This window comes from Oscillospiraceae bacterium (genome assembly GCA_031265355.1).
GTDB lineage: Bacteria > Bacillota > Clostridia > Oscillospirales > UBA929 > JAIRTA01.
This window is the reverse complement of the sequence record JAISCT010000029.1, coordinates 1-21,831: the sequence shown is the minus strand read 5'-3', so window position 1 is coordinate 21,831 and position 21,831 is coordinate 1. Positions and strand designations below refer to the sequence as shown.

Sequence of the window (21,831 nt, the reverse complement as noted above, 5' to 3'; positions counted from 1 at the left end):
CCAGACAGCGTTGGCGGAACCCGCTGATACACGCCAGTATCAGCGGGACCCGCCGCCTTGTCTGACGAAAAAAATCCTCGCCGCTTGCTGACAACCTTTAGATGACACAGCCTACTAGTCCTCCCTAGTGTTTGTCCTGTGAAGAGGAATATACGCGTTTTTCGCACCGCTCGGCACACAAAAATAAAGCAGGGCAAACCAACACTCGGCTTGCCCTGCGGTGACTGTCAGGTATCACATGGCTGCGGACCTGTGCCTCAGGCCTCCGCCGCGCTCTCGGCGGGCGCCTCGTCCGCGGGCCGCGCGGTCTCCGCGGCGACGGGCTCGGGCCGCGCCTCCGCCGGTACCTCCGGCGCCGGCGCGGTCACGGCTTCGACGGGCGCAGGTTCGGGAGCGCCCGGCGCCGGCTGGACCTCAAGAGGCGGGGCCGGGACCGGCTCTCCGGAGACGGCGACGATCTCGTCCGGCAACGCCGCGTTGTCCAGATCCTCCTGCGTGGCCGGCTCCGCCGGCGGCTCAAGCAGCGCACGAATGGACAAAGAGATCTTCCGGCGCTCGTCGTCGATGGCCGTGATCTTGACCTTGACCGTCTGCCCCTCCGTGAGCACGTCGCCGGGCTTTCCAATGCGGCGGTCGGTGATCTGTCCGATGTGGATGAGCCCATCCACCCCCGGCAGCACCTCGGCGAACGCGCCGAACTGCATCAACTTGACCACACGGACTTCCACGACGTCGCCCGTATGGTAGCGCTCCTTAAAGATGTGCCACGGGTTCTCCTCCAGCTTCTTGCAACTGAGAGAGATCTTACGCTTTTCCTTGTCAAAACCCACCACATGTACGTCGACGCCGTCTCCCACCGACAACGCCTCGGAGGGGTGCCTCACGCGGCTCCAGGAGATCTCGGACACATGAACCATGCCGTCTACGCCGCCGATGTCGACAAAAGCGCCGTAGGATGTGAGGGACTTGACAACGCCCTCGTAATGCTTGCCGACCTCGATGCTCTCCCAGATGGCATCCGCCATGGCGCGGCGCTCATCCGCCTGCACGGCACGGATGGAACCGACCACGCGGCGGCGGACGCGGTTGACCTCGGAGACGCGCAGTTTGACGCGCTTTTTGAGAAGGGTCGACATCGGCGTGTCCTTCGGCAGGCCGGTCTGTGAGGCGGGCACAAAGACACGCACGCCCCGCACCGAGACCACAATGCCACCTTTGTTCTCCTCCGTGACAATGCCAGAGAGAATGGCGCGGCTCTCGCGGGCCTGTTCGATGTCCTCCCAGCCCCTCACGGTGTCAAGCCGGCGCCGGGAGAGCACCACGGTACCCTCGACGTCGTTGACACGCATGGCGTATGTCTCGATCTCTTCACCGACACGCACAAGATTTTCGATCTTTTCCTCCGGGTCGTCCGTCAGCTCCGCGATGGGGATATAACCCGCGTGCTTGGTGCCGAGGTCCACATGGACCTCCGTCGGCGTGATAGCGGTGACGACACCGCGCACCTTGTCGCCGGTGCTGATGGTCTTGAGCGACTTTTCCAACATCGAGGCAAAGGACTCTTCCTCTTCCCCGGGCACCTCCGGGGCCTCCTGGACAGACGTCGCTTCCACAGAAACCGGCGCCTCCGTCGGGACAACCGGCGCCGCGCTCTCTGTGGCCGCCGCGTCCCCCACCGGGGCCGCGCTCTCTTCTGTCGCGCTTCTGATCTCTTCCGACATGGCCTGGTAAACCTCCTCGATGATCCATGGCGGTGTGGAGGCGCCCGCCGTCAGACCAACCTTTTTTTGATTCCGCAGCCGGCCGCGCAGCCAGCCATTCGCATCCTCCACAAGGAACACTTCCGAGCAATGCGCCGCGCAAACCTCCAACAATTTACGCGTATTGGAACTCGCCCGATCTCCCGCCACCACGACAACCTCACAGGCCCGGGCCAGCTTGTCCGCCTCGCTCTGATGCAAAGTAGTAGCGGAACATATTGTATCAATTATTTTGACGTTTGTACATAACTTTTTCAAAATTTGCACGCAGATTTCCCATTCCACCCGCAAGGCCGTGGTTTGCGCCACCATGGCAACCGGTTTTTGCGTCTCCCGGGGGTGTGCGCGCAGCCAATTTTCCAGGTTTTCCCCATTTTCTACGACCACTGGATCCCCGCACCAGCCGACAATGCCACGCACCTCGGGGTGAGCCTCATCACCCAAGATAAACACTCGCCGGCCCTCGGCTTCCAGGGTCCGTACCAAGGTTTGGACGCGGCGCACGCAAGGGCAAGTGGCGTCCACCACCGGGTGCCCCGCCTCCTCCAGCGCCCGGTGCACCGCCGGGGAAACGCCGTGAGAACGGATGAGCACCGTCTGCCCCGGTACGCAGTCCTCCAACCGCTCCACCGGCGTGACGCCGCCGGCCGTCAACCGCTCCACGACGCGGCGGTTATGTACCAGAGGACCCCAGGTGTGCGTCGGCCGGCCGGTCTTTGACAGAGCCAGCGCCATATCGACAGCCCGTGACACACCGTAACAAAACCCCATGGCCCCGGCCCGTCGGACAATATCAGGCATGACACATACCCAGCGCATAGATGCGGCGCATCAGCTCGTCCATGATCTCGTGGTAGTGCTCGGGCGACGCACGCCGCCCCTCCACCTCGGCCCGGTACGGCTCCCCGATGACCACATCGACGCGGGAAAAAAGTCGTTTGTGCCCGGACGGCGTCACCGAAACCGGCAGGAAAGGCACGCCTGAACGCACCGCCAGCATGGCGGCGCCGGTCTTCGCCTCGGCCGGCGCCCTCGTGCCTTCGGGAAATATCATGATCTTTTGGTCCTCCTTTAGCAACGTGAGCGCGTGCTTTATCGGGCGGATATCGGACTTGCCCCGGTCCACAAAAAACACACCCAGCCGCCGCAGGACAAACGCAAACACAGGGTTTCGGACCAACTCAATCTTGGCCATGAAATACGGATGCTGCCGGATCGACAACCCCATGGCCACAAAGATGGGATCGCTGGAGGCCGCGTGATTGGCACACACCACCGCGGCGCCCGGTGGGATGTTGCCGCGCCCGGTGACGCGCACACGAAACAACAACCGAAACAGCGGGATCACAATCCCATATGCGAATCTGTAGAACATTGTGCCAATTTCCCTTTCACAAGGTCTAAGATGAGCTGCATGCTCTTTTCCCACGTGTTGCCCGTCGTGTCGACCCATATGGCGTCGTTCGCCGGCCGCAGCGGCGCGAAAGCGCGGCGCGCGTCGTTTTCATCCCGTCGGATGATGTCGACCCGTACGGTGTCATAATCCACCGGAGCCCCGCGCGCCTCCAGCTCCAAAAACCGCCGCCGGGCCCGTTCCTCCGGGTCGGCAGTGAGAAAAATCTTGACGTCGGCGTTTGGCAGCACCACCGTGCCGATGTCCCGTCCGTCCATGATCACATCCTGTGCCCGGGCGAAGGCGCGCTGCGTGTCGAGCAGAAATGCGCGTACCGCCGGCAGCTTGGAGATGTCGGAGGCGGCTTGGGAAATCTCATGCGCCCGGATGGCTCCCGTCACATCCTCGCCGCCGAGAAAGACGCTGAGAACGCCGTCCTCGTAAGTCAGCCGAACGTCGGCCTCCGGAAACAGCGCCGCCACGCCGTCCTCGTCCGCCAAAACCACGCCGCGCCGCCGTGCCAGCAGGGCCAGCGCCCGGTATAACGCGCCGGTGTCCACATACAAAAAACCAAGAGCCCGTGCCACATGGCGGGCAATGGTACTCTTGCCGGCGCCCGAGGGTCCGTCGATCGCCACACTGAAAAAACAACCGCGCGACAATCCGCATCCCCCCTGCCGGCGTCCGCGCCGGTCTCGTTAAAATTCTTTGTTCCCAGCCGCGCCGCACCCGGCCGCGCGGCCCGTCGACCAAGCGATCTGCAAGTTGAACCCACCCGTATACGCGTCCACGTCGATGACCTCGCCGGCAAAATAAAGTCCGGCGCACACGCGGGATTCCATCGTAGCGGGCTTTAGCGCCCGCACGTCCACGCCGCCCGCCGTGACGACGGCCGCGTCGATCGACGCGGGACCGCTCACCGGCACGGGAAAATCCTTGCAGAGCGCCAATAACGCCGCCCGTTCGGCGCGGCTCACCGAGTGCACTTTTTTCTCCGGCCGAATGCCGGATAGCTCGATTATAACAGGGATCATTTTTTTATGCAATAAGTCCCCCAGCGCATTTTGAAAATCCCGGTTGGCGTAGGCCTCAAAATCGCGCAACAGCCGTCTGTCCAGCGCCTCTTCGGAAAGCGCCGGTTTCAGGTCGATCGAGAGCCGACCGCCGGCGGCGCGGCCCTCCAGATGAGCCGAGGCGCTGAGCACCAGCGGCCCGGACACACCGGTGTGTGTGAAGAGCATCTCCCCAAACCCAGTGTAACGCTTTTGGCCTTCGTTGTCGTAAGCCGTGAGCGCCACATGGCGCAGGCTGAGCCCCGCCATCGCGCCGCAGTAGGGGGCGGGCGAGAGCAGCGGCACGAGCGACGGCATGGGCGGACGGACCGTGTGTCCCACGGAGACGGCCAGTCGGTACCCGTCTCCAGTCGAACCGGTCTTCGGATACGAGAGCCCCCCGGTGGCGACGACCAAGGCGTCACACGCGACGGCGCCCGCCGCGGTCTCGGCGCCGCACACCGCGCCGCCGCTGTGCAGGATACCGGTCACACGCCCGGCACGGACAAAGACGCCCAACCCGGTCAGCCAGTCCGTCAGCGCCGCCACGACGTCTCCGGCCCGGCCGGAGACCGGGAAGACGCGCCGGCCCCGTTCCGTCTGCAACGGCACGCCCAGCGTCTCAAAAAACGCCATCACGGCCGCGGGCGGGAAGGCGGAGAGCGCGCTGTACAGGAAGCGCGGGTTGCGCGGGATATGCGCCAGACATACTTCCACTGCGCTGTCGTTTGTCAGGTTGCAGCGGCCCTTGCCGGTGAGAGCCAGCTTGCGGCCACCGCAGCCGCCCGGATCAAGCAATGTCACCCGGCACCCACGCGACGCCGCCGTCCCGGCGGCCATCATACCGGCCGGGCCCGCCCCCGCCACCAGGACATGGCGATTTGTCTCTCTCATTTATTCATTCTTTTCGTAGACCTCGTACTCGTCCCAGATCTGCTCCAGTGCGTCGAAGATCTGCGCGGCCTCCTGCTGTTTACGCATGCCGATCTCCACGACGAGGGCGTTGATGAGACTCAGCGGCGACACCAGCGAATCGACAAAGGAGATCATGTCGCTGTGCGTCAGCAGCGTGTAGGTGGCCACCTCGATGAGCGGGGAGAGTTTGCTGTCGGTGATAGCCACCAGCGTGGCGCCCCGGTCGTGCGCGTAGCGCATGGCGCGTACCGTGCGGCGGGAGTAACGCGGGAAACTGAACCCGACGACCAGGTCCTCAGGCCCGACGCGCAGCACCTGTTCAAAGATGTCCGACACGGACGACGGGCTCACAAGGCGGACGTTGTCGCAAAGGAGATGCAGATAAAAACTCAAAAAAGACGCCAGCGCCGCCGACGAGCGCACGCCGAGGATGTAGACCTGCCGCGCCCGCAAAATCGCCTCCACCGAGGCGGAAAACGCCTCCCGGTCGAGTTCCTCCAGCGTCGCGCGCAGATTCTCGATGTCGGACTGGAAAACCCCCCGAAGCATGTCCCCCCGCCCCAGGCGGTCCTGGGCCACCTCCAGGCGCTGCACGGCCGTCAGCCGGTTGCGAATCATCCCCCGCAGCGCCCGCTGCATGGAGGGGTAGCCGTCGTACCCGAGTTCGACGGCAAAGCGCACGACGGTGGATTCGCTGATGCCGACGACCTTGCCCAACCGATTGGCCGTCATAAAGGCGGCTCTGTCGTAGTGCTGCCGGATGAAAACGGCAATGAGCCGCTGTCCCTTGGAAAAATGCCGCTCCCCGGCCGCAATACGCTCCAGGAGACCTGTGTCCGCCACATCTTTCACCGCCCTTTGCATACACAGTAACAGAACAAAAGGTTCATGTCAAGATTGGGATCTGCCAAATAACAACTTGCGAATTCTTGCCTGCCTTTTTGACGCAATCATTTCGCACGTAATCATTTGACAGCGCCTTAGAACGACAGAACGACGCCGCGCTCTTGTGTCCGGATGTTTTTTTTGTTATGCTAATAAGCGGAGCCCCAAAAAACGTGTAGAGGAGTCGAACTCCGTGGATGACCGGCAGAAGATAGCGCGCCTGCGCGAGGAGATCGAGGCGCACAACCACGCTTACTATGTCTTGGACAACCCGTCCATCCCAGATCACGAATACGATGCGCTGATGCGCCGCCTGCGGGCGCTGGAGGAGGCGCACCCGGAGGAAGTGCCGCCGGACTCTCCCACCGTGCGGGTGGGCGGCCGAGCAGCCTTCTCGCCGGTGCGGCACGCCGTCCCGCTGGAGAGCTTGAACGACGTGTTCACGTGGGAGGAGCTGACCGCTTTTGACGCCCGCGTCCGCGCGGCGCTGCCCGGCCCCCCCGCCTATGTGCTGGAGCCCAAGGTAGACGGACTCTCGGTGGCGCTGACTTACGAGGACAACCGCTTTGCAAGTGGAGCCACGCGGGGCGACGGTGTCACCGGTGAGGACGTGACGCACAACCTGCTGACACTGCAAACACTGCCGAAGACCTTATGCGGCGCGCCGGCGCGGGTCGTCGTACGCGGCGAGGTTTTCATGTCCAAGGCGGTCTTCCGTGCGCTGAATGCCGAACGGGAGGCTCGGGGAGAACCGCTGCTCGCCAACCCGAGAAACGCCGCCGCCGGGTCCCTGCGCCAGCTCGACCCGGAGATCGCCGCCCGGCGCCGTCTGGACATCGTCCTGTTCAACATCCAGGACATGTCCGGCCCGTGGCCGGAAACACACCACGAGACGCTGACGCTGATGGCCTCCTGGGGCCTGCCCGTGATCCCGCATACGGTCTTTACCGCGCTGCCGCCCCTGCTGGACGCCGTCGCGCATCTGGACAAGGCCCGTGAGGAACACCCCTTCGACCTGGACGGCGCCGTCGTCAAGCTGGACAGCCTGTCCGGGCGGCAGCTCCTCGGCAGCACGGCGCGCGCGCCGCGCTGGGCGGCGGCCTACAAATACCCGCCGGAGCAAAAGGAGACGATTCTCACGGATATCACGATCCAGGTGGGCCGTACCGGCGTGCTCACGCCCCGGGCCACCCTGGCGCCGGTGCGTCTGGCCGGCACGACGGTGACAAACGCCACGCTGCACAACGAGGACTTCATCCGCGACAAAGACATCCGCATCGGCGACACGGTGCTGGTCCAGAAGGCCGGGGAGATCATCCCGGAGATCCTCTCCGTAACGGTCTCCCAGCGCCCGGCCGACGCCGTCCCCTATGTGTTTCCGGACGTCTGCCCGGCCTGCGGCGCGGCGGTCGTTCGGGAGGCGGAGGAATCCGCCGCCCGCTGCACGGGGGCGGAGTGCCCCGCCCAACGCGCCCGGCGTTTGGCCCACTTCGCCTCGCGAGGCGCGATGGACATCGAGGGCCTCGGCCCGGCCACCGTGGAGCTGCTGCTGGCGCGCGGCCTGATCGAGACGCCGGCGGATCTCTTCCGACTCACGCCGGCGAATCTCGCGGATCTGCCCGGTTTCGCGGAAAAATCGGCCGCGAACCTGGTGGCCGCGATCGACGCCTCACGCCGGCGGAGCTTAGAGCGCCTGCTGTTTGCACTCGGCATCCCCCAGGTGGGGCAGAAGGCCTCGGCCGTGCTGGCGCGGCACTTCGGCTCGCTGGAAGCCATCCGGAGCGCCGCGCTTGAGGATCTGACCGCGTTGCGGGACATCGGCCCGGCCACCGCGGAGAGCCTGCGCCGCTACCTGGACAGCCCCCAGGGGACGCATCTGACCGACGCGCTGGCGGCGGCCGGCGTCCGGTTGACGGCCGCGCAGCCCCGTGCCTCGGGGGACCGCTTCGCGGGACAGACCTTCGTATTGACGGGCACGCTGCAGCGTCATACGCGCGATCAGGCGGCCCAGCGCATCGCGGCGGAGGGCGGCCGCGTGTCCGCCAGCGTGTCGGAACGGACCACCTATGTGCTCGCCGGCGAAAAAGCCGGCTCCAAGCTCGCCAAAGCCGAAGCCCTCGGCATCCCCATCCTCACCGAGGAGGCCTTCGAGGCACTGTTCGCATGACGCCGCCGAACTCCTAAAACCGCCCCAACCAAGAGGCTGTCTCAGTGAGACAGCCTCTTGTGACTGTTGGCCGCCGTGACAAAATCCGCCGAACCGGGCGTCACGCGCCACCCGGTTCGGCGAGGTTCAGACCAATGACCGCGTCGACGGGCAGAGAAAAGACCGCGCCTTTTGCTTCGGTACGAAGGCCGCACTTTCGGCTGATGGCCTGCATGATGGCCCGCTTGGCTTCCTTGGCGGCCAAAATGACGACGACCTCCTTCTCAACATCCACCTCGACGCCGAAGATCGTCACCGCCTCCTCGTCGAGAGCCACCCGCCGGGCCAGCAGCACGGTGCCGCCCGTGGCGCCGGCCTCCCGCGCCGCCTCCATGACGTCCTCGGAAAAACCCGCGCTCACCATCGTGACAATCAGGCTGTGTCTGATCTCCCCATGTTCTTTTTCCATCTCGTTTCCCACCTCATCGCGCATGAGTTCCTTCGCCTCCTCCTCTATCACATGGTTCAGCGCTTCGCCGATGCCGGACAGAGGCAGGGTAAAGGCAATTCCCTTGCCTGGGCGGCTGAGTTTCAACTTCTCAAACAGCGTATCCAAAACAAATTTCACCTTGGTGGCCGGTTCCAGACTCAAAAACATCGCCTTGTCAGCCGACCCAAGACCCAAAAAGTCCAGAATCTCCGAATTGGCGCTCCCGCGGGCCAGAATGGCCATGCCGGTGTGAACGTGCATCCCGCGGAACAGCACCGTGACGTGTTTTGCCTTGTCCCGGTCCACCACAACGATGAGCAGCTTGACCCCCAGTCGTCTGTCATGACCCACCATGAGACGGTCCCTCCTCGTAATCGTCGAAATCGACGATCTCCTCGTCCCCTTCGCCGTCCAGCTCGATGATGTTGTCCGCATCTTCGATGGCGACGTCCGCGGGGAATTCGACGGCCTCCACCTTCTTCATCTTTCTTACAAACACAAATCCCATAATCTGCACCGCAATCAGCGGCATCATCGCGACCATCGCGACCACGCCGAAGGCGTCCGTCATGACGTTGCCACCGACGGCCTCGCAGGCCCCCATCGCGAACGGCAGCAAAAAGGTAGACGTGAGCGGTCCGCTGACGACGCCGCCCGAGTCGAAGGCGATGCCCGTGAAAATCTTCGGGACCACAAACGTGAGCCCCAACGCAATGGCGTACCCGGGGATCATGAACCAATAGATCGAGATCCCCGTGAGCACCCGTATCATGGCGATGGCCAGTGCTACGGCCATGCCTATTGAGAGACTGACGCGCATCGCGCGGCCGCTCACATGACCGCCCGACACCTCTTCCACCTGCCGGTTCAGCACATGGACAGCCGGCTCGGCGGCCACAATGTAGTACCCAATGAGCATCCCGATGGGGATAAGCATCCACTTATAGTCGGAGCCGGCGATCTCGGCGCCGATCTGCTGCCCCACGGGGATAAATCCGACGTTGACGCCGGTAAAAAACAGCACCAGCCCCAAAAAGGTGTACGCAAACCCCATACCCATCCGCAAAAGCTGGCGTTTCCGGTATCTTTTTGTCAAAATCTGAAAGATAAACAGACAGAACAAGATAGGGACCAAGGCCACCGCGACCTCGCGCAGGTAATGGGGCAACTCGGCGGCAAAATGCCGGGCCACCTCGGCCGTCGTATTCATGAAGGGCACCGGCGCCGACGCCTGCCGCACCGCCCGCATGGAGAACCCGCTGCCGAGGATCAACACCGCCAAAACGGGGCCGATCGAACACAGCGCCACCAGGCCGAAGCTGTTGTCGTGCGAGTCCTTGCTGCCCCTGGTCGCGGCCAAGCCGAGCCCCAGCGCCATGAGGAAGGGAACCGTGATCGGCCCGGTCGTGACACCGCCGGAGTCGAAGGCGACGGACACGAAGTTGTTGGGCACGAAAAATGAGAGCAAAAAGACCGCTAGATAAAATCCGATGAGCAGCCGTGACAGGCTGACGCGAAACAGCACGCGCAGCAAAGCTACCACAAGAAAAACCCCCACACCGGCCGCCACACTCGCGATGAGGAGTCCGCCGGGGATCGAGGGCACCTGCCCGGCCAGGATCTGCAAGTCGGGTTCGGCCACGGTGACGACAAAGCCAAGGAAAAAAGCAATCGAGATGAGCAGCCACAGTTTCCCGCTCCGGGCGATCTGCCCGCCGACGCCCTCTCCCATCGGCATCATAAACATGTCTGCACCCAACGAAAACAGACCCATCCCCAAGACAAGCAGCATGGCTCCCGCCAAAAACATGGTGACGGTACTGATGGGCATATCCACAACAATGCTGACGCCCAGAACGATGGCCGTGACAGGCAGCACGGAGGCAAATGCCTCCCTCACCTTCTCCCGAAGCTTTTTGTTCATCGGTCTCCTCCAATCCTATAAAACTGATACGCCTCCCCGTGTGATGAATCGTATGTGTGATGTGTCTATATTAACATATCTGTGTTCAAAAATCCAGCCTCGGCGCAAGGTGTGTGAAAAAAGGGTTGACAAGGCCGGTCTGTCTGAGTATAATTAATTTTGCCGCTGTGGCTAGCCATTCGTTTGATCGGGGAGTATAGCTCAGCTGGGAGAGCACATGCCTTACACGCATGGGGTCGCAGGTTCGAGCCCTGCTGTTCCCACCAATCACCATAGGGCCCCGTAGTTCAGTTGGTTAGAACGCTAGCCTGTCACGCTAGAGGTCGACGGTTCGAGCCCGTTCGGGGTCGCCAAAAGGCGGTTTTGTTGACAAATTCATTGGCCATTGTCAGGCGCACTTCTGACACCCAAACCATGGATTTGTCAACATCTCCACTTGCCTCTGTAGCTCAGTCGGTAGAGCAGAGGACTGAAAATCCTCGTGTCGTTGGTTCAATTCCGACCGGAGGCACCATACGCGGGAATGACTCAGAGGTAGAGTGTCACCTTGCCAAGGTGAAAGTCGCGGGTTCGAATCCCGTTTCCCGCTCCATCGTCTACTTAGGCGCCTCCCATCACTTGGAGGCGCCCAGTTTAAGGGGTCCGTCGAAAAATAACCTTGTCATTTGGTTTGCCCGACGAAAAATCCTGCGCCAAATTTGACAAGCTTATTTCCCGCCAGACCCCAACTTTTTTGGCGCCATAGCCAAGTGGTAAGGCAGAGGTCTGCAAAACCTCGATGCCCCGGTTCAAATCCGGGTGGCGCCTCCAACACAGTGAACACCGCAACCGACTGCGCGACAGTTCGTTGCGGTGTTTTTGTGTAAGTATACAAAACGCTCACTGTATTTTTGTTTCATCCGCCGAAAAAATCTCCCGATCTCGCATCCGGCAGAAGTTATTAGAAGCATCCACTTGACAAATCCGCAGGGATGTGTTAATTATATATTAAATCAATATGTATGATATGTGTTTCCACCTGCCAAGCACAGAAAAAATCCAGATATTTGTAAGAAAGAAGGAGCGCCACGATGAAAACGTACAAAAATCTGACGGATCTAATCGGCAACACCCCGCTGCTTGAGCTCTCCAACTACAGCAAGGACAAGGGCCTCTCCACCCCGATTCTGGGCAAGCTTGAGTACTTTAACCCGGCCGGAAGCGTCAAGGACCGCATCGCCAAGTCCATGATCGAGGACGCCGAGGCCTCGGGCGCGCTGAAACCCGATTCCGTCATCATCGAGCCGACAAGCGGCAACACAGGCATCGGTCTCGCTTCCGTCGCCGCCTCCCGCGGCTACCGGATCATCCTGACCATGCCGGAGACGATGAGTGTGGAGCGCCGGAATCTGCTCAAAGCTTACGGAGCCGAACTCGTCCTGACGGAGGGCGCGAAGGGTATGAAGGGCGCCATCGCGAAGGCCGACGAACTCGCGGCCGAGACACCGCACAGTTTTATCCCCAGTCAGTTCTCCAACCCGGCCAACCCCGCCATCCACAAGGCGACCACCGGCCCCGAAATCTGGAACGACACCGACGGCAAAGTCGACATCTTGGTCAGCGGCGTCGGTACGGGCGGCACGGTCACGGGAGCCGGCGAATACTTAAAGTCCAAAAACCCAAATGTCTATGTAGCCGCGGTGGAGCCGGCCGCCTCGCCGGTGCTTTCGAAGGGGACCGCCGGTCCGCACAAGATCCAGGGCATCGGCGCGGGCTTTGTACCCGACGTACTGAACACCGCCGTCTACGACGAGGTCATCGCCGTAGAAAACGAGGACGCGTTTGAGACCGGCCGCATCCTGGCAAGGCGCGAGGGTCTGCTGGTGGGCATCTCTTCCGGCGCCGCTCTCTGGGCCGCCACCCAACTGGCGCAGCGCCCGGAGAACAAGGACAAACTCATCGTAGTCGTCCTGCCCGACACCGGGGAGCGCTATCTGTCCACACCGATGTTCGCGGACTGAGACCTACCGGCAAATACACTTCTGAATCGATGTTCAGATGTCAAACGGCTCCTGAGCGGGGGTGGCCATATGCGCCGCCCCCGCCGTTTGTTTTTACGCCCTCTTGCAAAATGCGCGCCGGGGATATATCCTTAAGTAGCGAGGGACCATACACCAACAGCTTTGGGTCGGGAGGCGCGCTATGGATATCGCGGTGGGCGATCTGCTGCATATGAAAAAACAGCACCCCTGCGGCTGTGATCGCTGGCGCGTGCTGCGCGTCGGCATGGATTTCCGGCTGCGCTGCGAGGGCTGCGGCCGTGAGGTGATGCGGCCGCGCGTCAAAGTGGAGCGGGCCGTGAAAAAGATTTGTCACGCACGCGACGATTGTGATAAGATAGATGAGCCCGTCGCTCCGCCGAACAACCCGTAGGGGCAGACCTCGCGTCTGCCCTCCCCCGGCGCCCAAATTATAAAAACCGAGGTGTGCGTATGAGTTGGCTGCTCGCTGTCTTTTTGGGCCTCGTTCAGGGCGTAGCCGAGTTTTTGCCGATCTCCAGTTCTGGGCACTTGGCCCTGTTTCAGTCCCTGTTTGGGCTGGAGGAAGCACCGGTCTTTTTCGACGTCCTGCTCCACTTCGGCACGCTGCTCTCTCTCTGCGTCTTCTACTGGCGAGATATCGCCGATATGGCCGGCGAACTCGTGCGCGGCGTGCGCGACTTGGCCCCGTCCCGGCGCAGACACACAGGCCGCGTCCCCAAGGCGCGCCGGCTGGTGCTGCTTCTTATCGTGGCCTGCCTGCCGCTGTTCCCGGCCGTCTTTTTTTCCGATACGGTGGAGTTCCTCCTGCAAAAGCCCATGTTTATCGGCCTCTTCCTCTGCCTGACCGGGGCCGTGCTCTTTGTCTCCGACCGCCTCCGCCCTGGCACGCGGAAGGACGAGACCAACGCCACCGTGGGGGACGCGCTCCTCGTCGGCGTCTGTCAGGGCGTCGCGATTTTGCCGGGCCTGTCCCGCTCGGGGATGACCATCTCCGGCGGTCTGCTGCGCCGGTTCGACAGAGCCTTTGCCGTGCGCTTTTCGTTTTTGCTGTCTCTGCCCGCCGTGCTGGGCGCAACGCTTTTGCAGCTCTTCAAAGAGCTGCGGCAGGGCTTCGACACGACTCACTTACCGGTCTACCTGCTCGGCATGGCCGTGGCGGCCGTATCCGGCTACTTTGCCATTGGGCTCGTGAAACGGCTGGTCGTCAGCGGAAAATTCGGCGGTTTCGCTTACTACTGTCTCGCCGTCGGGGCCATCGCCATTGTGCTTTCCTTCCTTCTGTGAGTACTATGCAGGCATCAAACCTTCTATTTGCCATTATGTCATTTTTCCAGCACGAGCACTGCACAAATACAGCCTGAGGTGATATGGGCCATGGCCACCAAAAAGAAGACGCAGAAATCCGCCGGCGCCCGCCGGCCGGCCGTCAAAACGGCCTCGCCGGCCAAACGGCCGGTGCGGCGTGAGGTGGGTGCGCTGGCCTGTTTCTTTCTGTTTATCTTCGCCCTGCTCGGGCTTTTCGGCGTCGACGCGCTGTTCATTCGTTTCCTGCGCGACGTCATGGGCCGCATCATTGGCTGCGGTTTTTACGTATTCCCCTGCGCGCTGCTCTTCGCCAGCGGTCTGCTGCTTTTCCACCGGGGGCGCCCCGTGCGGCTCCGCCTCTGGTGCGCGCTGCTGTTCCCGCTGGGGATCGGCGCGCTCGTCCATCTGTTTGGCCCCCCCCACGAGGGCGCCTGGTCCTTTGCGATGCTCGGCGCACTGATGGACGATGGCATCCTTCTCCGGGGCGGCGGACTCCTCGGCGGCGTCCTTGCGCTCTCGTTTCGCGCCGTCTTCTCTGTCGTCGGTGCCGCCGTTGTGTTCATCGTCAGTCTCCTGTTCCTGCTGATGAGCGCCTGCCAGCTCTCGCCCGTGCGGCTGTGGGACGCCCTGTTTCATCGGCCGCGGCCGGTCTACGAACCAGAGCAGCCAGCGCCGCCGGCCGTTCCCCAGACGGTTCGGCCGGTCATGCCGCGGCAGAAGCGCCGGCGCGCCGACATCGACGTCCCGGTCGACGATCCCCCGAAAAAGGCGCCGGAGACGACACCGGTGAAAATACCCGACGAGGACGCTCCTCTCCTGCCCAAACGGCCGGAACACGTCCGCACGCCGGCCGAGGTGCTGCTCGTCGACACGCCGGCCCCAGACCCCGCGCCTTTTCCCATTGAGGAATCGGTCCCCGCCACGGCCCGTCCGGCCGCGCGGCCGGACCATACGCCGCCCGCCGCCGCCGCGCCGCCGCCCACGGTGACGCCCGGGGACGCGGCGGACGGAGACGCGCCCTACCAGCATCCGCCGTTCTCCCTGCTTGCGTCCGGCCGCCCAAGCAACACCGTGGACGGCACCAACGAACTCAAAGGCAACGCCGCGCGCCTGCTTGAGACCATTCAGAGCTTCGGAATCGAAGCGCGCATCGTAAGTGTCACTCGAGGGCCGACCGTGGCTCGATACGAACTGGAGCTGGACCGGGGCGTCAAACTCAGCCGCCTCACGGGCCTCTCCGACGACATCGCTCTCTCCCTCGGTACGTCCGGGGTGCGCATCGCGCCGGTGCCGGACAAGATGTCTGTCGTCGGCATCGAGGTGCCAAACAAACTCGTCTCCACGGTCTACATACGCGACGTGCTGAGCGCCCCCGAATTCACCGGGCGGGAGAGCCTTCTCACCTTTGCCGTTGGCAAGGACATCAGCGGCACGGCCGTCGTCCACGACCTGTCCCGCCTCACCCATCTGCTGATCGCCGGCACCACCGGCTCGGGCAAATCGGTGTGTATGAATTCGCTCATCGTCAGCCTGCTCTACAAGGCCGCTCCCAAGGATGTGCGGATGGTCATGATCGACCCGAAGATGGTGGAACTCGGCATTTACAACGGCATCCCCCACCTGGAGGTGCCCGTCGTCACCGATCCGAAGAAGGCGGCGGGCGCACTCCACAAGGTGGTGGACGAGATGGAAAAGCGCTACAAGAAATTCATGGAGAACCACGTCCGCGACATCTTCTCCTACAACGCCTTGGCCGCGCGTGAGAACCTGGAAAAGATGCCGCAGATGGTGGTCATCATCGACGAGTTGGCCGACCTGATGCTGGTGGCCGCCAAAGAAGTCGAGGAATCCATCTGCCGCATCGCGCAAAAGGCCCGGGCGGCGGGCATTCATCTCGTCATCGCCACCCAGCGTCCGTCGGCCGACGTCATCACCGGCCTCATGAAGGCCAACATCCCCTCCCGCATCGCCTTCGCGGTGGCTTCTCAACTTGAGTCCCGCATCATTTTGGACACGATGGGCGCCGAAAAACTGGTCGGGCGCGGGGACATGCTGCTCTTTCCTCTGGGTGCGCCGAAGCCCACCCGGGTGCAGGGCTGCCTGATCACCGGCCGTGAGGTCGAAGCCGTTGTGAACTTTGTAAAACGCGCCGGCGAGGTGCACTACTCCGAAGAATTCATGGATTCCATCGAGCGTTACGCCCAACAGGTCGGAGGCCGGCGCGGCGGCGTACAGGCGCTTGACGCCGGCGACGACGAGGCGTACGACGATCTGCTCACCGCGGCCATCGACGTCGTGATGGACAGCGGACAGGCCTCTGTCTCTTACCTGCAGCGCCGGCTCAAGCTCGGTTTTTCGCGGGCGGCGCGGCTCGTCGACCAGATGGAAGAGCGCGGCATCGTCGGCCCCTCCGAGGGTTCCAAGCCCAGGCAGCTCCGCATCACCCGCCAGCAGTGGCAGGAGATGCAGATGCGCGCGCTGGACGTCGACTCATAACAGGCAATCTCCGTGCCCGGCCCCGCGTCGGCGCGGGATGAAACAGAGGGGGATCTTGTTGCTGTACAACTTGGACGAATATCTGCACCGGAACGTGTCCGCCATCAGAAAATACGCGTCTGGGGAGGTCGTCGCCCGGGAGGGCTCGGACATGTACCTACTGCTAAACGGCCGTGTCGGCCTCTACAGGGCGCACCGCAGCCCGAAGGAGCACCGGACAGCGGTGTTGGGTGCGGGCGATTTCTTTGGCGAACGGGCGCTCCTGCTGGGCCAGACGTCCGCACTGACGGCGGTGGCCCTGACGCCCGCCGTCCTGCTCGCGGTCGGTCCGGAGAGCATGCCGTCGTTTTGCCGGCACGCGCCGGAGGCCGTGTGCGCGCTTCTCAAAGCACTGTGCCGGCGTCTTGCGTCTTTAGACGACGCCGGCGACGGCGTGTCCGTTTCCCCGCCCTTGCGCCTCGATACCGCCGTCACGTCCAAGGCGGCCCCGACCGCTACGGCGATCGTGGCGGCGACCGGAGTGCAGACAGACGCGGTCGAGGCGGAATCGTCGGGAGACGGAACGATCACGCCGTCCCCTTTTTGGAGCGTCCCCTCCCTGTTCCCGGCCGGGCACAGGATGGAGGCGTACCGCCTGCCGCTGACGCCGGTGGACAAAAAATACGTCTACGAAAAAAACATTGTCTGCCCGGTGTGCGAGCATGCATTTAAGGCATACACCGTGAGGCTCTCCCGCTTGGTCTCGGATGGGATGGACCGCGACCTGCGGGTCCGCTACCAGGGGGTGGAACCGCTCTACTACGACGTGATCACCTGCCCCAAATGCTGGTACAGTGCGCTGGTGCATGTGTTCAAGGAGGTCGGGGCGCGGCGGCGGGCGGCTGTCGACGAGATGATGCTTCCCTTTAAGGCGGAGATGGGCCTGCACTTTGGCTTGATTCAGGACACGGTGACGCTGTTTGCCGGCTACTACCTGGCACTTCGCTGTCTGCCGGTCTGCTTCACCGGGCAGCCGCTTTTGGCCGGCCAACTGTGGCTGCGGCTGCGGCGCCTGTACAGCGACTGCGGGGACGCGGCGATGCAGCGCCACGCCGCCAGCCAGGCGCTGGCTGTATATCAGGAGGCGTACGAGACATCCTATATACCAGCCAAGCAGATGCAGCAGCTCTGCTACATCCTCGGGGAACTGAACGCCGCGGAGAGCAACACTGCCGCCGCCCGCCGGTATCTCTTCCTGGCCAAGACAAACAAGGACGGCAATCAAGTCATCCGCCGCCACGCGGAGGACCGTTTAGAGGAACTGAAAGCCGCGCAGTCCCCGGAAGACAGCCCCGTGTGATAGTTTCTTGTTGCCGCGAAGCGGCAACAAGAAACAAGAATTTGGGTTGTGGGTTTTGCAGGTGCAACCCACGTTAGAACGTAAAAAGGGCGGCCCTGCCAAATGGCGGGGCCGCCCCTCTTCTCTTGCTTTTCTCTATGGGAAAAATCTTTACTGGGAGAACCAATCAATATTTTCCATAGTCGTCGCCAAAGTCCGCCAATTGGGGGGTGGAGAGCTCCTTCCCGCCCGCGCCGGCGTAAGCGAGCGCCGGTTGGTGGAAGACGGCTCCGTCCTTCAGTTTGAACTGTGACACCAATGTGGAGAGCATGTTCGACTGCCCGCTCATCTCTTCCGACGAGGCGGCGCTCTCCTCAGCCGTGGCGCTGTTCTGCTGCACCACCTGCGCCACTTGGTCGATGCCGGTGTTGATCTGCTGGATCGCCAGCGACTGTTCCTCGGACGACTTCGCGATGTCGCCGACGATCGTCGTGCTCTCGTTGATGCCGGCGACGATCTCCGTGAGCGAGGCGGCCGTCTCGTCCGCGATCTTCGCACCGAGCACCGCCTTTTCGATCGAATCCTCGATCAGCGCGCCCGTGTCCTTCGCGGCCTCCGCGCTCTTTGCGGCCAGGCTGCGGACTTCCTCGGCCACCACCGCAAAGCCTTTGCCGTACTGTCCCGCGCGGGCGGCCTCCACGGCGGCGTTCAGCGCCAGGATGTTCGTCTGGAACGCGATGTCGTCGATGACTTTGATGACTTTGTTGATGCTCTGGCTCGATTCGTTGATCTCCCGTACCGCCACCATCATCTGATCCATCTGGCCGGCGCCCTTCTCCGCGCTGCTCCGGATGTTCTCGGAGAGATTGGCAGCCCGGGCGGCCATGTCGGCATTCTCCTTTGTCTTGTGGGCGATTTCTCCGATAGAGCTCGAGAGCTGCTCCACGGCGGCGGCTTGTTCCGTGGCGCCTTGCGCCAGCGCCTGCGCGCCGTCCGCAATCTGTTTGGAGCCGGTCGACACCTGTGCAGAGGCCGACTGGATCTCGCTGAACATCTCATTTAAATTCGCAACCATCGCCTTCAGCGCGGTCCCCATCGTGTCCCGTTCGCTCTGGGTTTTGATGTCCACGGTGAGATCCCTGGCAGCCACGGTCTGAAGCGCCTCTCCGTAGTAGATCAGATGCTCCAGCATCTGAACAAACGCCGCAAGGGACTGCCCCACCTCATCCCGAATCGCCGCCGCGGCACGCGCACGCCGCAGTTCTTCCTCGCTGAAGTTCAGATTGCCCGTATCGCCCACCTGCTTTAAGAACCCCATCATCATGCCCATCGGCCCCGTAATGCCCTTTGTGATGTACAGCGCGATGAAGACGGCAAAGGCAATGGAGAAGAGCACAATGCCGATGATCAGGAACATCACCATGTTGGAGGTGCTCACCACATTGTTCAGCGAGTCTGTGAGCTCATCGGCGACGGCTGTGATCCCGTCACCAACCTCATCCATCACCTCGTAAAATTCCGTCCGGGTTTTCTCCGCCAGCTCCGCGTTTTCGATGTCGGCCGCGGCAAGCGTCTCTAGATTGCCGGCGTAATTTGTCAGTACCGACGACATCTGGCCGACGGATTCCGCCGCCGCGCCGGTCATTGCCGCGCGCAGGCCGACGAGTTTTTGCTGGACAATGTCGACGTTCTCCCGCAGTTTTGGCATCAAGGAAACGTCCTGACTCTGCAAGAAATCGCGGGCCAGTACCCGCACCTCCGTGAAGGTCTGCATGACCTCCTGCACGGGCTTCATCACGTTCTCCATGCGGCTGCGGACGGTCTGCGGGCTGTCGTCCGCGGCGCCTTCCGTAAAGGCAATGGCTCTCGTATACAGGTCGGCCAACGCCTGCATCGCCACTTCACCGGCGGCTATCATGGCGTCGTTCTCCGCGCGGATCGCCAAATCACTCGCCCGTACGGCGCTTACGCTGGCCTCCACATCCGACAGCCCCTGCTTGATACTGGCCATCGCCTCGCCGCCGTATCCATTTAACATGGCGCTGTACGCCTCCATGGCAGCGAGATGATTTTTCACTTCCTCCATGTGTTTGAGCACCAGACTGTATTCATCGTCATTGTTCATGGAACTTTCTAGTACGGTGCGCAGCTCCACGCGGACCGCGTTGTAGTCATCCAGCATCTGATTGGCCTCAGACTGCATGTCTGTCGTGACGTTAAGATATTGGAGCTGGCTGTTGCGGCTGATCGATGTGATCACCGACACGCTCAGGATGGCAATGATGAGAAAAATCACCGCACCAAACCCGACCAAGAGTTTCTTGCCCACTGACATATTTTTCATACCAGTTTGTCCTCCTCTTTGTACATTGTGTACACTGGCCCTGCGAACCTCCAAGCGCCGCGGGGCGGGTTCTGCGTTCCTGCTCCGAAAGTTCTGTTTACCCCGTAGAAATTGAGAGAAAACCGAATGATTTCTCTCGTTTGAGAGAGATTAACTCAGTAAGTATATCGTACGGATTTTTCCGACCCTTAAGCGTTTCTCCTCGGATTTTGCGAAAAACAAAATTCCCGGCGCCCCTGAATGCCAAGGCTCACCCCCGGGCGCCGGCCTCCGCTCATGAACGGCGGCCGGTGCGAATAGGCTGTTACAAAACCCATACGGGGGGCGACTGTTTGAAATGGAATACCCGCTCGGCCCTATACGGCGCCGCGCTGCTGACCGCCGTCAACCTGTTTGCCCAAGCTGTCGGCTTTGTGTACCGCGTGTGCCTTGCGCGGCTGATCGGCGCGGAGGGCATCGGACTGCTCGCTTTGGTCACGCCTGTTCATTCCGTTTTGTTGTCGCTCGTCGTCTCCGGGCTGGCCGTGGCGGTTTCCCGCCTGTCCGCCGGTTACGCGGCGTTGGACAACACACTGGCCGTCAGGCAGCTCGTACGCCGGGCGCTCTTTGTGTTTCTGCTTCTCTGGTGCGCCGTGGCCCTGCCGGTCATCCTCTTCTCAGACGGCATTTCCGTCGCGCTGCTGGGCGACGCCCGCACCCGGACGGGGCTGCTCCTGCTGCTGCCCTGTCTGCTGCTGACCGGGATCGAAAACATCCATAAAAACCACTTCTATGGGCTCAAAAAGATCCATCCGCCCGCCATGAGCGAAGTCTTAGAAAACCTGGTGCGCACGGGCGCCGTGCTGGCGCTGCTCCACTGCCTGCGCCCTTCCCATGAGGAGTACGCCATCGGCCTCGTCATCCTCGGCATGGTGATCTGCGAGGTCGTGAGCGCTGTATTGCTGCGCGTACTGTACCTCCGGGCACAGCGCGGCCGCCGCACCGCCGGCCAGGGGCTTTCGCGCCGGCGGATGCTGTCGGATATGGCGGCCATCGCCGTCCCCTTCGCGCTGTCCAGCCTGCTGTCGAACTGTATCGGCGCGGCGGGTTCCGTGATGATCCCCGCCCGTCTGATGGCGGCCGGCCTCACGGCTGACGAGGCGCTCTCCTCCTATGGAGTTGTCGTCGGCATGACGATGCCCTTGCTCAGTCTGCCTCTCGCCTTCGCGGTTGGGCTGTCCCTCGTCATGATTCCCCGGCTGTCGGAGGACTTGGCCCTGCGGCGTTTCGTCTCCATCCGCCGCCGCGTCATGCGCACGCTGGCCCTGGCGACGGCGGCGCTCCTCCCCTCGATGGCCCTTCTGACCCTGGCGGGCCCGGATCTTGCTCGCCTGCTCTTCCGGCAGGCGGCGGCTGGACTCTACATCCCGCCCCTTGCCCTCGGCACCGTTTTCGCCTGCTACCACAGCATCCTGAGCAGCCTGCTCTCCGCCCTCGGGCTCCAGATGCGCGCGGCCGCCAACGCCATCCTCGCCGGTCTCCTTCAGCTCGTCCTCACCTGGTTGGGCGCCGCCCAGCCCCGGCTTGGCGTCGGCGGCTTTGTCTACGCCTTCCTGGCAGCCTCGGCTCTGGGCGCATTCCTGTGCGCCTTAGATCTGCGGCGTTTTCTTCGCACGCACGCCGGCTAGTGTACTGTATCATTGATATCCACGCATACTATTTTCCGCTAATTCTACGCTATAGGGTTGGCCCAAACTTAGGATACAAGGATATCAATCTCTTGCGTGAATCCTTAGTTCTGAA

General features: G+C 62.5%; 15 protein-coding genes and 5 tRNA genes. 12 read left to right on the top strand and 8 right to left on the bottom strand.

Annotated features, from left to right (window positions below; all coding sequences use genetic code 11):
- Positions 1-257: 257 nt before the first annotated feature.
- From LBK75_04025 to LBK75_04005, 5 genes are read right to left on the bottom strand one after another with little or no spacing between them, the layout of a single operon-like run.
- On the bottom strand, positions 258-2,561 hold the full coding sequence (locus LBK75_04025; protein MDR1157457.1) for a bifunctional 4-hydroxy-3-methylbut-2-enyl diphosphate reductase/30S ribosomal protein S1: 2,304 nt from the start codon (positions 2,559-2,561) through the stop codon (positions 258-260).
- Positions 2,554-3,135: a 1-acyl-sn-glycerol-3-phosphate acyltransferase gene (locus LBK75_04020; GenBank protein MDR1157456.1), complete on the bottom strand. Its 582-nt coding sequence runs from the start codon at positions 3,133-3,135 to the stop codon at positions 2,554-2,556. Before LBK75_04020 ends, LBK75_04025 begins: the two co-directional genes overlap by 8 nt.
- Positions 3,105-3,815 carry a (d)CMP kinase gene (gene cmk / locus LBK75_04015; GenBank protein MDR1157455.1) on the bottom strand — a complete coding sequence of 237 codons (711 nt, stop codon included), beginning with the start codon at positions 3,813-3,815 and terminating at the stop codon, positions 3,105-3,107. Before cmk ends, LBK75_04020 begins: the two co-directional genes overlap by 31 nt.
- A 36-nt stretch (positions 3,816-3,851) precedes the next feature.
- A complete protein-coding gene (locus LBK75_04010; GenBank protein ID MDR1157454.1) occupies positions 3,852-5,099 on the bottom strand; it encodes an NAD(P)/FAD-dependent oxidoreductase in 1,248 nt (415 codons plus the stop codon).
- Positions 5,100-5,984: a MurR/RpiR family transcriptional regulator gene (locus LBK75_04005; GenBank protein MDR1157453.1), complete on the bottom strand. Its 885-nt coding sequence runs from the start codon at positions 5,982-5,984 to the stop codon at positions 5,100-5,102.
- Positions 5,985-6,198: 214 nt separating this feature from the next.
- Here LBK75_04005 and ligA point away from each other — a divergent pair, with 214 nt between their 5' ends.
- A complete protein-coding gene (gene ligA, locus LBK75_04000; protein ID MDR1157452.1) occupies positions 6,199-8,172 on the top strand; it encodes an NAD-dependent DNA ligase LigA in 1,974 nt (657 codons plus the stop codon).
- Positions 8,173-8,272: 100 nt separating this feature from the next.
- Here ligA and LBK75_03995 read toward each other — a convergent pair whose 3' ends face one another.
- Both LBK75_03995 and LBK75_03990 read right to left on the bottom strand, forming a co-directional pair.
- Positions 8,273-8,995: a hypothetical protein gene (locus LBK75_03995; protein ID MDR1157451.1), complete on the bottom strand. Its 723-nt coding sequence runs from the start codon at positions 8,993-8,995 to the stop codon at positions 8,273-8,275.
- Positions 8,982-10,565 carry a DUF1538 domain-containing protein gene (locus tag LBK75_03990; GenBank protein ID MDR1157450.1) on the bottom strand — a complete coding sequence of 528 codons (1,584 nt, stop codon included), beginning with the start codon at positions 10,563-10,565 and terminating at the stop codon, positions 8,982-8,984. Before LBK75_03990 ends, LBK75_03995 begins: the two co-directional genes overlap by 14 nt.
- Positions 10,566-10,755: 190 nt before the next feature.
- Between LBK75_03990 and LBK75_03985 the strand changes: the two genes are divergently transcribed.
- The 10 genes from LBK75_03985 (at position 10,756) to LBK75_03940 (ending at position 17,726) form a co-directional block, all read left to right on the top strand.
- A tRNA-Val gene (locus LBK75_03985) sits at positions 10,756-10,831 on the top strand.
- A 10-nt stretch (positions 10,832-10,841) separates the two neighbouring features.
- A tRNA-Asp gene (locus LBK75_03980) sits at positions 10,842-10,918 on the top strand.
- Positions 10,919-11,003: 85 nt separating this feature from the next.
- Positions 11,004-11,079: transfer RNA gene (locus LBK75_03975), tRNA-Phe, on the top strand.
- 3 nt (positions 11,080-11,082) lie between these two features.
- Positions 11,083-11,157 (top strand) — tRNA-Gly (locus LBK75_03970).
- A 143-nt stretch (positions 11,158-11,300) separates the two neighbouring features.
- Positions 11,301-11,375: transfer RNA gene (locus LBK75_03965), tRNA-Cys, on the top strand.
- 260 nt (positions 11,376-11,635) lie between these two features.
- The gene (gene cysK, locus LBK75_03960; protein MDR1157449.1) at positions 11,636-12,565 is read left to right on the top strand and encodes a cysteine synthase A; all 930 of its coding nucleotides are present in this window, start codon (positions 11,636-11,638) and stop codon (positions 12,563-12,565) included.
- Positions 12,566-12,746: 181 nt separating this feature from the next.
- Positions 12,747-12,977, top strand: a complete 231-nt coding sequence (locus LBK75_03955; protein MDR1157448.1) for a DUF951 domain-containing protein — start codon at positions 12,747-12,749, stop codon at positions 12,975-12,977.
- A 59-nt stretch (positions 12,978-13,036) separates the two neighbouring features.
- A complete protein-coding gene (locus LBK75_03950) occupies positions 13,037-13,870 on the top strand; it encodes an undecaprenyl-diphosphate phosphatase (protein ID MDR1157447.1) in 834 nt (277 codons plus the stop codon).
- A 90-nt stretch (positions 13,871-13,960) separates the two neighbouring features.
- Complete coding sequence (locus tag LBK75_03945) at positions 13,961-16,387, top strand: DNA translocase FtsK (GenBank protein MDR1157446.1); 2,427 nt, start codon at positions 13,961-13,963, stop codon at positions 16,385-16,387.
- A 58-nt stretch (positions 16,388-16,445) separates the two neighbouring features.
- A complete protein-coding gene (locus tag LBK75_03940) occupies positions 16,446-17,726 on the top strand; it encodes a DUF2225 domain-containing protein (GenBank protein ID MDR1157445.1) in 1,281 nt (426 codons plus the stop codon).
- Between the two features lie 166 nt (positions 17,727-17,892).
- Here LBK75_03940 and LBK75_03935 read toward each other — a convergent pair whose 3' ends face one another.
- Positions 17,893-20,049: a methyl-accepting chemotaxis protein gene (locus LBK75_03935; protein MDR1157444.1), complete on the bottom strand. Its 2,157-nt coding sequence runs from the start codon at positions 20,047-20,049 to the stop codon at positions 17,893-17,895.
- Positions 20,050-20,381: 332 nt separating this feature from the next.
- Here LBK75_03935 and LBK75_03930 point away from each other — a divergent pair, with 332 nt between their 5' ends.
- Positions 20,382-21,716, top strand: a complete 1,335-nt coding sequence (locus LBK75_03930) for an oligosaccharide flippase family protein (GenBank protein MDR1157443.1) — start codon at positions 20,382-20,384, stop codon at positions 21,714-21,716.
- The last annotated feature ends 115 nt before the right edge of the window (positions 21,717-21,831 follow it).

Excerpts from the sequence above, each read along its gene's own strand:
- LBK75_04025 (MDR1157457.1), bottom strand. The coding sequence starts at position 2,561 with ATGCCTGATATTGTCCGACGGGCCGGGGCCATGGGGTTTTGTTACGGT.
- LBK75_04020 (MDR1157456.1), bottom strand. The coding sequence starts at position 3,135 with ATGTTCTACAGATTCGCATATGGGATTGTGATCCCGCTGTTTCGGTTG.
- LBK75_04010 (MDR1157454.1), bottom strand. The coding sequence starts at position 5,099 with ATGAGAGAGACAAATCGCCATGTCCTGGTGGCGGGGGCGGGCCCGGCC.
- LBK75_04005 (MDR1157453.1), bottom strand. The coding sequence starts at position 5,984 with ATGCAAAGGGCGGTGAAAGATGTGGCGGACACAGGTCTCCTGGAGCGT.
- LBK75_03995 (MDR1157451.1), bottom strand. The coding sequence starts at position 8,995 with ATGGTGGGTCATGACAGACGACTGGGGGTCAAGCTGCTCATCGTTGTG.
- LBK75_03990 (MDR1157450.1), bottom strand. The coding sequence starts at position 10,565 with ATGAACAAAAAGCTTCGGGAGAAGGTGAGGGAGGCATTTGCCTCCGTG.
- cysK (MDR1157449.1), top strand. The coding sequence starts at position 11,636 with ATGAAAACGTACAAAAATCTGACGGATCTAATCGGCAACACCCCGCTG.
- LBK75_03955 (MDR1157448.1), top strand. The coding sequence starts at position 12,747 with ATGGATATCGCGGTGGGCGATCTGCTGCATATGAAAAAACAGCACCCC.
- LBK75_03950 (MDR1157447.1), top strand. The coding sequence starts at position 13,037 with ATGAGTTGGCTGCTCGCTGTCTTTTTGGGCCTCGTTCAGGGCGTAGCC.
- LBK75_03945 (MDR1157446.1), top strand. The coding sequence starts at position 13,961 with ATGGCCACCAAAAAGAAGACGCAGAAATCCGCCGGCGCCCGCCGGCCG.
- LBK75_03935 (MDR1157444.1), bottom strand. The coding sequence starts at position 20,049 with ATGAAAAATATGTCAGTGGGCAAGAAACTCTTGGTCGGGTTTGGTGCG.